At 45.6% G+C, this 11,373-nt stretch carries 10 protein-coding genes; 6 read left to right on the forward strand and 4 right to left on the reverse strand.

What is annotated here, in order from left to right:
* Positions 1–30: 30 nt before the first annotated feature.
* The 3 genes from MHN31_RS04510 to purM are packed head-to-tail and all read right to left on the reverse strand — an operon-like array spanning position 31 to position 2,457.
* Positions 31–801: a DUF3108 domain-containing protein gene (locus MHN31_RS04510; RefSeq protein WP_171045093.1), complete on the reverse strand. Its 771-nt coding sequence runs from the start codon at positions 799–801 to the stop codon at positions 31–33.
* Positions 743–1,405, reverse strand: a complete 663-nt coding sequence (purN, locus tag MHN31_RS04515; RefSeq protein ID WP_239443565.1) for a phosphoribosylglycinamide formyltransferase — start codon at positions 1,403–1,405, stop codon at positions 743–745. Before purN ends, MHN31_RS04510 begins: the two co-directional genes overlap by 59 nt.
* On the reverse strand, positions 1,405–2,457 hold the full coding sequence (gene purM / locus MHN31_RS04520) for a phosphoribosylformylglycinamidine cyclo-ligase (RefSeq protein WP_010385511.1): 1,053 nt from the start codon (positions 2,455–2,457) through the stop codon (positions 1,405–1,407). The genes purN and purM overlap by 1 nt, the downstream gene beginning before the upstream one ends.
* 127 nt (positions 2,458–2,584) lie before the next feature.
* Between purM and MHN31_RS04525 the strand changes: the two genes are divergently transcribed.
* The gene (locus MHN31_RS04525) at positions 2,585–4,285 is read left to right on the forward strand and encodes a GGDEF domain-containing phosphodiesterase (protein WP_239443566.1); all 1,701 of its coding nucleotides are present in this window, start codon (positions 2,585–2,587) and stop codon (positions 4,283–4,285) included.
* Positions 4,286–4,490: 205 nt separating this feature from the next.
* On the forward strand, positions 4,491–5,078 hold the full coding sequence (locus tag MHN31_RS04530; RefSeq protein ID WP_239443567.1) for an ABC transporter substrate-binding protein: 588 nt from the start codon (positions 4,491–4,493) through the stop codon (positions 5,076–5,078).
* Positions 5,079–5,117: 39 nt separating this feature from the next.
* Here the strand turns inward: MHN31_RS04530 and MHN31_RS04535 are convergent, their stop codons facing one another.
* Positions 5,118–5,924, reverse strand: coding sequence for a DUF2989 domain-containing protein (locus MHN31_RS04535; protein WP_138538792.1), 807 nt, complete (start codon positions 5,922–5,924; stop codon positions 5,118–5,120).
* Between the two features lie 333 nt (positions 5,925–6,257).
* Here MHN31_RS04535 and MHN31_RS04540 point away from each other — a divergent pair, with 333 nt between their 5' ends.
* The 4 genes from MHN31_RS04540 to MHN31_RS04555 all read left to right on the forward strand — a co-directional run bounded on the left by MHN31_RS04540 (position 6,258) and on the right by MHN31_RS04555 (position 11,372).
* Positions 6,258–7,703, forward strand: a complete 1,446-nt coding sequence (locus MHN31_RS04540; protein ID WP_239443568.1) for a glyceraldehyde-3-phosphate dehydrogenase — start codon at positions 6,258–6,260, stop codon at positions 7,701–7,703.
* Between the two features lie 212 nt (positions 7,704–7,915).
* Positions 7,916–9,043, forward strand: a complete 1,128-nt coding sequence (locus MHN31_RS04545) for a M14-type cytosolic carboxypeptidase (RefSeq protein ID WP_239443569.1) — start codon at positions 7,916–7,918, stop codon at positions 9,041–9,043.
* A 66-nt stretch (positions 9,044–9,109) separates the two neighbouring features.
* Positions 9,110–10,843, forward strand: a complete 1,734-nt coding sequence (locus MHN31_RS04550; RefSeq protein ID WP_125561507.1) for an AGCS family amino acid carrier protein — start codon at positions 9,110–9,112, stop codon at positions 10,841–10,843.
* Between the two features lie 202 nt (positions 10,844–11,045).
* Entirely contained in the window at positions 11,046–11,372 is a 327-nt protein-coding gene (locus tag MHN31_RS04555) for a hypothetical protein (protein WP_125561505.1), read from the forward strand.
* The last annotated feature ends 1 nt before the right edge of the window (position 11,373 follow it).

Genomic DNA, 11,373 nt, shown 5'->3' on the forward strand with positions numbered 1-11,373 from the left:
AGGGCTTTTTTATCTTATATTGCTGGGATATTACTCAGCCGACTTTTCTGCATCAAAGCTCTTTAGCTGGATCATAAACTGCTCCACGCCATCTTTGCCTTTAAACATTTGCACTACAGAGTAGTGGTATGCCGGTGCCAGCCAGGCCATAGCCTGACGCTTATCGTTGTCATACAGGCGCTTCACTTTAATGGTTTCGACATTGCCGATGGGCAGGGTGATGGCTTCGGTGCCAACCACTTCAAAGTCATAGCTACGCACATTGCCTTTTTTATCGACAATGGGGTAACTCATTTTGGTTTTACCGGCTTTGACATCGTTGCGCAGGGCTATCTGGTAAGACAGAACATCATGACGTTGCTCATTCCAGTCGGCATTGATGGGGTATTTCTCATTGTCTTTAAACAGTTGTTTGTTGTCTCTGTCAAAGCGGATTTTGTAGCTTTTGTCCGGCCCGGTGCCTTCGCGCTTGAGTGTGTAAAGCAAAGGTTTGGGGTGCTTATCATGGTAAGTGAACAGTGAGTTTTCTGTGCGTTCGTCGGAGAAAATCATCCATTCGATGTTACTTTCGTAATTCAGGGAGTAAGTGTCGTTTGAGACTTTTGACAGCTCTCTGATGGCGTTGCCGTGCACTGAGCCTTTACGCAGTACATCATATTCTGCGCGGTAGGGAACCAGATCACTGGCTAATAAGGAAGAAGAGAAAACAGCGCTTAAACCAAATAGTAAAGCGCTGTATTTTTTATTCTTCTGGGTAGGTTGCGCCTTGAGCTGGAAGGGGTTGATTGTCAAAAACGGCATAGTCTGCTTCCATCGTTAGTCTGTGTTCGCTGAACCACTTGACCACCAAAGGATAGATTATATGTTCTTGTTCATGAACCCGCTGTGACAGCGTGTGCGCAGTATCATCAGCCAGGATTGGCACCTTGGCTTGTACGATGACCGGTCCACCATCTAGTTCTTCTGTCACAAAGTGAACACTGGCGCCATGAAACGTTTCTTTTGCATCAATCGCTCTTTGGTGGGTATTCAGCCCTTGATACTTAGGCAACAAAGAAGGATGAATGTTCAACATTTTTCCTTTAAATTTTTGCACTAAGTTAGCAGTTAGAATACGCATAAATCCAGCTAATACAACTAAATCTGGATTATAAGAGTCAATTAATTGTGCTAAACGTTGGTCATAGGCTTCACGGCTGTCAAAGTCTTTATGACTTAATACTTGCGTGTCAATGTTCGCTTGCTGGGCTCTTTGCAGCCCGTAAGCATTTGCTTTATTACTGATGACGGCACAGATCTCGCCATTGATTTCGTTGCGCTGACAACTGTCCATAATGGCCTGTAAATTAGAGCCACTACCTGAGATCAGCACAACAATCCGAATTGGAGATCGTTCGGGTGCCATTACTCGGCACCGCCCAGGATTTCAACTTGTTCTTCACCTGCGTTTGCAGCTTGAATTTCACCAATGTGCCAGGCGTTTTCGCCCTGTGCCTTCAGGATTTCCAAGCTTTGTGCAAGTTTATCAGCAGGAACAACCAGGATCATGCCCACACCACAGTTGAAAGTACGGTACATTTCATGGGTGCTGATGTTGCCGTTTTCCTGTAACCAGTTGAATACAGCAGGCCATTCCCAGCTGTCGCCTTTTACAACGGCTTTTGCTGATTCAGGTAATACGCGCGGGATGTTTTCCCAGAAACCACCACCTGTGATGTGAGACAGTGCATGCACATCGACTTCTTTAAGCAGTTCCAAAATAGGCTTAACGTAAATACGGGTTGGTTCAAGCAGATGCTCGGCCAGAGGCTTACCTGCGAACTCTTCGCTGGTATCAGCACCAGAAACTTCCAGTACTTTACGGATCAGCGAGTAGCCGTTTGAGTGTGGGCCGCTTGAAGCCAGTGCGATCAGCTGATCACCTTCGGCGACTTTAGTGCCGTCAATAATTTTAGACTTTTCAACCACACCAGTACAGAAACCAGCCATGTCGTAGTCTTCGCCTTCGTACATGCCAGGCATTTCGGCAGTTTCACCACCGATCAGGGCACAGCCAGCTTGCTCACAACCAGTGCCAATACCTGTCACTACGTCAGCAGCAGTATCAACATCCAGTTTACCAGTTGCGTAATAGTCAAGGAAAAATAGGGGTTCAGCACCTTGAACTATTAAGTCGTTTACACACATGGCAACCAGGTCGATACCTACGGTATCATGTTTTTTCAAATCGATGGCCAGACGCAGCTTAGTGCCTACGCCATCTGTGCCAGCAACTAAGACAGGCTCTTTATATCCGGTTGGTAGTTCGCATAATGCGCCAAAGCCGCCAATACCGCCCATCACTTCAGGGCGACGCGTCTTTTTAACTACCCCTTTAATGCGCTCAACCAATGCATTGCCCGCATCGATATCAACGCCTGCGTCTTTATAGCTCAGAGACTGTTTTTGTTCGCTCACAGGTTTTCCTCAAAAATAACATAATGGATTTGCTTAGAAACGCGCGTATTTTACATCAAATGCACGAGTGCGGCTAGTCGATTTGGTTCGCATACACGCTGATTTCGTGTGTCAGAAGTGGCTACAAATGCATCGTTGGCGCTTGGCTGTACCTGTTATCAATCGCGCAGGGTGGGGGATTCTTCACTATACTCTTTACATTTTAGTCTGTGTGAATGTGATCTATGTGGAAAGCCTGAGCTTAAGTTTCATCTTAGTTGGGTTCTTGCTGCTGGTGGTGGCACTGCTACCGGCACTACAGATCTGCCAGATCACTCAAAATCGCGGCTGGCGCGTTTTGCTGGCATTGATATTTTTCTTTGTATGCGGATACCTGGCCTTTGCTTATCATGTGTATCGCACAGCCGATGCTTCTCCCATGGTACTTGGTCTGTCGGTGATCCTGATGCTGGGCGCGGTATTTGTGATTGTGGTCGTACAGTTAAGCCGCTCCAGTTTGTTGCTGTTGCAGGAGATTGCACAAAGCGAGCGTCACCTGGCCCGGCATGATTCTTTAACTGAGCTGGAAAATCGCCAGCAGTGCACTAAGTATGTGGAGCAATGCATACAGCAAGGTAAAGCGTTTAGCGTCTTACTCCTGGACATCAATAACTTCAAGCAAGTAAATGATGCGCTGGGCCATTTCTTTGGTGACAAGCTGCTGGTGGCCTTTGCTGGCAAATTGCGTTCACTAGCCAAACAGGGCAGCAAGGTATATCGAATGGGGGGCGACGAATTCGTCATTGTGACGGACGCGGCGAGCGAAACTAAGTTGTTTTCACTCAACAACGGACTACTGAAGGCCTTTAATGATGGCCTGGTGATTGATGAAGTTCACGTGGATGTATTTTACAGCGCCGGTGCGCGTATCTTTGATGCCGACGAAAAGTCGTCTGTCACAGAGCTGATGAAGCATGCAGATATTGCCATGTATGCGGCCAAAAACAGCCGGCAAAGCCTGGTGATATTTGATCAGGCGCTGCACGACGGCGTGGCCGCAGAGTTTGAACTGTTTAATGCCTTAAAAGTGGCTTTAAGCGAGAAAAAACTTAAGGTGTTTTATCAGCCACTGGTGTGTGGGCACAATAATGAAGTGCATGGGCTGGAAGCCTTATTACGCTGGACTGACGGGCCGGGCTCATACATTAGCCCGATGCGGTTTATCCCCATTGCTGAGAAAAACAATTACATCAAGCAGATCACCAGTTTTGTCATTGAACAGGTATTTAAAGATCTGGATAACTTTTTGACCATAGAGCCGGGAGTCACAATACACATTAATCTGTCTTGCCAGGACTTTCATGGCCGTTACCTCATCAATCAACTGGTTGAGCTGCAATCTAAATATCAAATCCAGCCGAGTTGTATTGTGTTCGAATTAACAGAGAGTATGGTGATGGTTGATGTTGAGCAGGCCAGGTATATGATAGGCGTGTTGATTGATATGGGATTTGCGGTGAGCATAGATGATTTTGGCACCGGATTTTCATCCTTTTCAATGCTCAGAGAGCTGCCTATTTCTCAGATTAAAATTGACCGCTCATTTGTGAGTAGTTGCCTGGACAGTGACAAAGATCAGGCCATAGTCGAAACAACCATTTACCTTGCGAATCGCCTGGGATGTTCGGTGGTTGCTGAAGGGGTGGAGGACAGTAAAACCGCAGCCTATCTCAACAGTAAAGGATGTCACTACTTACAAGGCTACTATATAAGTGAAGCACTGGAGAAAAATAGCGCAAAACAGTGGTTACACTCTCATCGTATGGTGAAAAAAGTACTTAAGCGGTAACCTTCCCAGTAGCTCTTTAATCGCAAAGTTTAATAGGGTCCGCAGAGGTATGCTGACTGGCTACTGAATCCGATATATTTTCATACATTTTCTCACACATTCAGACGCGTTTTAGCGTTACATTATTAATCTCGCACCATCCGACCCCCATAGCTCTGGCGGGGCTGGACCAGGACGTCATTTTTTCAAGTATCGAGGAACGAACGTGAACAAATTAATTGCTGGACTTTTTCTGTTGCTGTTTTCATCACTGACTCTGGCATCAAAACCACCGTTAGAGTTAATCAATGAAGTAGGTGACTCACTATTTTCTGACATTAAAGCCGTTAATCAGGATGGCAATGCCAGCCCTTTGGAAATGCGTCAGATCGTTAAGGCACATCTGATGTCACACATTGATATTCGCTTTGTGTCATACAAGTTATTGGGTAAGCATATAAAAGGGTTAACCAAACCGCAGGCGCTGGCGTTTATTGCTGCTGTTGAGCATTATCTTGAAGTGAGCTACGCCAGTGCACTTATGCAATATAAAGGACAGCAAGTGACGTTCGAAGCCTTGCCCACTGACAGCAAAAGTAAATATGCTACGGTCAAAGCTGTGGTGAGACAGCCTTCAGGTCCGGACATCGACATCCACTTTAAATTTCGCAAAAGTAGCAAAGGTGAATGGCGCGTATACGATCTGGTCGCAGAAGGGATCTCCCTGTTAAGTGCTAAGCAAAAAGAAATTTCTGTACGGATCTCTGAGGTGGGGTTAGCGCAGGTAACGGCGGAGCTTAATGCTAAAAGTTAATCAAAGTGGCCCGTATAGGCCACTTTGTTAAGATACAGATTAAAAGTTTCTCGGGGAGAGGAATTCTCCATTACTGATTTCTTCCCAGGTTTTTGTAGCCAGCGTATCCAGTGCACCTAAGTCTTTACCACTGGCAGAAAGTTTATGTTCCACAGGCAGAATATCAATATTCTCAAAGCCAGATAGCTGCGCCACCCGGGCAAATGTATAAGCATGCTTATATTTTTGTTGTTTGTAAAAAATACTGACCAGACTCGCGAATACTTCCGGGTCTGGGGTTTCGCCCGCTTTATTCAGTTCCAATACACGATATAAAATGTCTATGGTCTTGTCGTCATCAATCTTGGCATAGAAGGTTGCCAAAAAGAGTTGTATCTCCCGATCACTTTTTACATGTTCCTGATCCTGCATATTAAGTAGCTTGTTTAATGCCATGCGGTTGTTGCGTCGGGACCAGTGATAGTAAAGTAAGCCCGGATGTTCAGTATTAATCGTGTCCTGATAGATGCGCGTCATTTCTTTCAGGCTGGTGAGATGGCCTTCAACCCGTGATGTGGTTTTTTCTTTTAGTTTGATGTGTTCAATTTGTGCGGCGAGCGAAACACACTCATTATACTGTTCAAAATCTTTTAGCAGCGTGTATTTATTCTCGTCAGTTGGCGCTTTGTATTCGCGGTAACGTGAGAATATGACTGATGCACGCTCTTCTTTGCAATGACTGTCTTTATTGAGGTCTTCGCAAAACCCCGGTGTATCCGAGCAAATTTTACTCAGCGTTATCGTGTCATCGCAGCCACTGAGCAGTGCTGTTGTGATACACAGGCTTGATATTAGCCACCACCTCATTGTTATCCGTACTCCAAGTCTTTGTTGTTGCTTGCGTATAGTACCAATTTCGACAATTCTGGACACCCTTTATTTAGGTCAAGTGTAGCAAGGGATCACGCGCCTGGCAGATTAGCGCAGAATTTCTTGTGTTGTGTGGGTTCTGAACCTGAAAATCTGCGTTGAGATTAACTGTGCAGTTAATTTTACAGCAACAATTGTCAGTAAATGGTGGAGAATCCGAGCCAATTAAATTAAAATGTCGCTGCCTTGGGGCCTGTTGACTCTCAAATTATGCAATACATCAGGCTCGGTTAGGCTATCCGTTCAAAAATTGTTTATTAGGCAGAAAAAATGACCTTATCTCACGAGCAAGAATATCAAAACAGCTGGCAAGAACGTCAAGACTACGCAGAAAGCATGCAACCGATCATCGGTCGTTTGTATCGTAATCTGGGTGTAGAAATTGCGGTTTATGGCCGTCCTCTTGTTAACACCAGCACTATCGATGTTATTAAAGCCCATAAAACAGTCGCGCGTTTTGAAGAAACTAAACTGCGTCTGCGCGAGAGCTTCCCATTCTTAGAAGCAATCAGCAAGATGGAACTGGCTCCAGGCCGTGTTGACTTAGGTAAACTAGCCTATGCATATATTTACAAGAACGCAGGCGAAGGTCGCTCAATTGAGGAATACCTCAATGCTGAGCTGTCTGTACTGCTAAATACAGGCAACCGTCCGGCCCCTCGCGACGTGGTACTGTATGGTTTTGGTCGTATTGGTCGTCTACTTGCTCGTCTATTGATTGAGCGCGGTGGCTCTCACGCTGATCTGCGTCTACGTGCAATTGTTGTGCGTGGTGGTCGCGATGGCGATCTTGAGAAGCGTGCAAGCTTGTTACGTCGTGATTCAATTCATGGTCCTTTCAACGGTTCAATTACTGTTGATCACGAAAAAGGCGCTATCAAAGCAAACGGTAACTACATTCAGATCATCTATGCTAACTCTCCGGAAGAAGTAGATTACACACAGTACGGCATTGAGAACGCACTAGTTGTAGATAACACGGGCGTGTGGAAAGACGAAGATGGTTTAGGTAAACACCTACAATCTAAAGGTGCGTCTAAAGTACTTCTTACTGCCCCTGCGAAAGGCGACATCAAGAACGTTGTATACGGCGTTAACAATGCTGACATTCTGTCTGAAGACAAAATTGTTTCTGCAGCAAGCTGTACAACAAACGCCATTACACCAGTATTGAAAGCGTTGAATGACAAGTTCGGTATTAAGAACGGTCACGTTGAAACGGTTCACTCTTACACCAATGACCAGAACCTGATCGACAACTACCACAAAGCTGAGCGTCGTGGTCGCAGTGCTGCACTGAACATGGTTATTACGTCTACTGGTGCTGCAAAAGCAGTTGCAAAAGCATTGCCAGAGCTGGCAGGTAAATTAACGGGCAACGCAATCCGTGTTCCTACGCCAAACGTTTCTATGGCTATTTTGAACCTGAACTTGAAAGCAGAAACGACCGCAGAAGAGCTAAACGAGTTCCTGCGTGAAACATCTTTGCATTCAGAATTACGTGATCAAATTGATTACACAGCGTCAACTGAAATTGTATCAACTGACCTGGTTGGTAGCCGCTACGCTGGTGTGGTTGATTCACAAGCTACCATCGTTGACGGTGATCGTGTGGTACTTTACGTATGGTACGATAACGAGTTTGGCTACAGCTGTCAGGTTGTACGTGTAATGCGTGACATGGCTGAGGTAGAATTCCCAAGCCTGCCGCGTTAATTCTCGGTTTGTCTAAAAAAGCCAGCGATTGCTGGCTTTTTTTGTTTTTGTCTCGCACCAGGTGTGTTAGGCTTGCAGCTGATTTATTGCTACAAATCACTAACAAAAATCATCAAGGTTAAAACAAAGTTCCTTGACTATGTACTGCGCTGTTAAGTGCTCTGTACATAACACCTGGCGCAATGAGATGGTTTTTTTATTTAGGGTATATGATGAAGATCACCAGTAATTTTGACAGCGGAAATATCAAAGTGATTTCTGCTGAGGCTCCACTCGACATTCAGCTGGAAATTAACCACGACAACGAATCTGAATTCTTTCAATGGTTCCACTTTCGTCTCGAATCAACACCATTTGTAGAACACAAACTTCATATTAATAATCTGCAAAATTCAGCCTACCCAGAAGGGTGGGATGATTATCAGGCTGTTGCTTCCTATGACCGACAAACCTGGTTCCGGGTGCCGAGTACTTATCAGGATGGCCAGCTGGTTATCGACTTTGAACCTGAATGTCATCACACTTATTTTGCTTACTTTGCGCCGTATAGCTACGAGCGTCATTTGGATCTGGTTTACTGGGCCCAAAGTCATGATGCGTGCCGGGTTGAAACTCTAGGTGAAACACTAGACGGTCGTGACATCAGTTTATTGTGCATCGGTGAGCCGGGTGATGAAAAGAAAAAAATCTGGATCACAGCACGTCAGCACCCAGGCGAAACCATGGCTGAGTGGTTTGTAGAGGGTCTGTTACACAAACTACTGGATGATGAAGATCCGCATGCAGCAGCGCTGTTATCAAAAGCGGTGTTTTATATCGTGCCAAATATGAACCCGGATGGCAGTGTGCGTGGCCATTTGCGTACTAATGCGAAAGGCGTGAACCTGAACCGTGAATGGCAAACGCCATCACTTGAAAACTCGCCTGAAGTGTACCATGTCCTGAATAAGATGCATGAAACGGGGCTGGATTTGTACCTTGATATCCATGGTGATGAAGCGCTGCCATACAACTTCGTTGCAGGTAGTGAAGGGATCCCAAGTTATGATGCTCGTCTTGAGTCGTTGGAAGAGCAGTTTAAGCAAGCCTTATTAACTATCACTCCTGAGTTTCAGGATGAGTTTGGCTACCCTAAAGATGAGCTTGGTCAGGCTAATCTGACGGTGGCTTCTTGTGCGGTAGGTGAAGCCTTTAAAGCGCTTGCATACACCATTGAGATGCCATTTAAGGACAATGCTAATTTACCTGATCCGCATTATGGCTGGTCTGATCGCCGTTCATATCAGTTTGGTCAGGATACCTTAGCCGCCATCGTAAACGTGGTGGATAATCTAAGATAAACATCATCGCAGGCAACCTCATTGGTTGCCTGTCGCATATAATAACAACGAGAAAGAGGAAGAGTCGTGGACGCGTTAGGAAGTTTTCTGGATAGTCTGGATGCCTTGTTGGGGGGCTCCTGGTGGTTCCCTTATGTATTACTTGGGGTGGGTCTGTTTTTTACACTGTACTTAAAATTCCCACAGATCCGATATTTCAAGCATGCGTGCAAAATTGTTACGGGTAAATACGACAAGAAAGGACAGGAGGGGGACACCACGCATTTCCAGGCGTTGTCCACAGCCCTGTCAGGCACGGTAGGTACCGGTAATATCGGTGGTGTTGCACTGGCCATTTCAATTGGTGGTCCGGCAGCTTTATTCTGGATGTGGATGACCGCATTTTTCGGTATGACGACTAAGTTCGTTGAGGTAACCTTATCTCACAAATACCGTACTAAAGCAGAAGATGGCACTATGGCTGGTGGTCCCATGTACTATATGGATCGTCGCCTGAATATGAAGTGGCTTGCTGTATTGTTTGCCATTGCGACGGTTATCAGCTCGTTCGGTACGGGCAGTTTGCCGCAGATCAATAACATCGCGCAGGGTATGGAGGCAACCTTTAACATCCAGCCTATGGTCACCGGTGCGGTACTGTCTATCCTACTTGCCCTGGTTATCCTGGGTGGTATTAAGCGTATTGCTGCGATTACTTCTCGGGTTGTGCCTTTAATGGCTGCTGTATACATTATCGGTGCACTGGCGGTTATTCTTTATAACGCTGAAAATATCATCCCCTCTTTTTCTGCCGTGTTTGTTAATGCATTTAGTGGTTCGGCTGCGGTTGGTGGCTTCCTGGGTGCGTCTTTTGCCTATGCCTTTAACCGGGGTGTAAACCGTGGCTTATTCTCTAACGAAGCTGGTCAGGGGTCGGCACCGATTGCGCACGCCTCAGCCAAAGCTGATGAGCCAGTATCAGAGGGCATGGTGTCTATTTTGGAGCCTTTCATCGATACCATAGTGATTTGTACGCTGACAGGCTTGGTGATCTTGTCATCCGGTGTATGGACAGAAAAATTCGAAACCACTTTTGAGCGTTCGTCAATGACGATAGTTCAGGGCAACTATGTTGAATCAAACGACAGCGATCGGGAAGAGTTGTACAAATACCTCAATGGTATTGATGGTCACAGTGTTGAGGCCTACAACGGAAATATTCGGGTAGTCGAAGGGGTTGCTGTGAATAAAGACTTCACGGTGATCCATTCGCGCTCGATCGGTGAGGACATTCGTTTTGGCATCACCGATAAGCATCGTTATACAGGTACGGTTGAAGTTAACAAAGGCATGCTAGTTGATACCAGTATCAGTATTAAAGGTAAGTCTTTGGTGCACTCTGCTGAGCTTACAACGAAAGCGTTCACCCGTGGATTTTTTGGTGACAGCGGTCAGTATATTGTTTCAATCGGTCTGTTGTTGTTTGCGTTTTCCACAGCGATCGCCTGGTCATACTATGGTGACCGAGCTATGACTTATCTGCTGGGCTCTCGTTCTGTTATGCCGTATAGGGTGTTCTATGTCGCGGGCTTTTTCTGGGCATCATTTGCTGATACTACATTGATCTGGAAGCTCGCAGCAGTTGGGATAGTAGTAATGACACTACCAAACTTGTTCGGGATTATGCTACTTCGTAAAGAAATGAAAGAGTCTATTGACGAGTACTGGGATAAGTTCGATAAAGAGCAACGTAGCTCGGAAGGAAATGTTGAGGTACAAAAAGACAATTCTATGCATTTCCAAAAAGACAAACCTGAATAAACCAAGTAGAATAGGGCGCCACATGGCGCCTTATTTTTTGGTCTTACTCTTTTAGAAGCAGTCATACCTTTTTGCGCTTATTTGTTGCTTGATATGCCAGCAGGCCTTTTGTTCAATCAAGATGACACTAAGCACACTGGGTTCAGCACTCTAAAGGTGACCGGCGTGTAAATGCTAGTTTTTCGTTAGGAGTCACTCGAGTATGGCGATTGCCCAATGCCCCAGTTGTAACAAGCCCATTTCTTCTATGCACAAAACCTGCCCACACTGTGATTTTGATCTTGCGAATATGGATGAAGAGTCTTTGCACAGAGAAACAGTTCGCAGGCGAATTAAGAAACAGCAGACCATCATGAATTATTCATTTCTGGCACTGATTTTGTTTCTGGGTGGGTTTTTATACTTATATTGGCAGCAGCCGGTAGAAGGGACATTAGAAATGCTGGCAGCCAAGAGCGCAATTGGCGTAGGCTTGGTTTGGTATTTGGTTAATCGGGTGATTTTAGTCGTACTGAAAAAGAAAAAGTGAA

This window comes from Pseudoalteromonas sp. McH1-42 (assembly GCF_022347845.1).
Classification (GTDB): domain Bacteria; phylum Pseudomonadota; class Gammaproteobacteria; order Enterobacterales; family Alteromonadaceae; genus Pseudoalteromonas; species Pseudoalteromonas rubra_D.

Excerpts from the sequence above, each read along its gene's own strand:
- MHN31_RS04510 (WP_171045093.1), bottom strand. The coding sequence starts at position 801 with ATGCCGTTTTTGACAATCAACCCCTTCCAGCTCAAGGCGCAACCTACC.
- purN (WP_239443565.1), bottom strand. The coding sequence starts at position 1,405 with ATGGCACCCGAACGATCTCCAATTCGGATTGTTGTGCTGATCTCAGGT.
- MHN31_RS04525 (WP_239443566.1), top strand. The coding sequence starts at position 2,585 with ATGCATCGTTGGCGCTTGGCTGTACCTGTTATCAATCGCGCAGGGTGG.
- MHN31_RS04535 (WP_138538792.1), bottom strand. The coding sequence starts at position 5,924 with ATGAGGTGGTGGCTAATATCAAGCCTGTGTATCACAACAGCACTGCTC.
- MHN31_RS04540 (WP_239443568.1), top strand. The coding sequence starts at position 6,258 with ATGACCTTATCTCACGAGCAAGAATATCAAAACAGCTGGCAAGAACGT.
- MHN31_RS04545 (WP_239443569.1), top strand. The coding sequence starts at position 7,916 with ATGAAGATCACCAGTAATTTTGACAGCGGAAATATCAAAGTGATTTCT.
- MHN31_RS04555 (WP_125561505.1), top strand. The coding sequence starts at position 11,046 with ATGGCGATTGCCCAATGCCCCAGTTGTAACAAGCCCATTTCTTCTATG.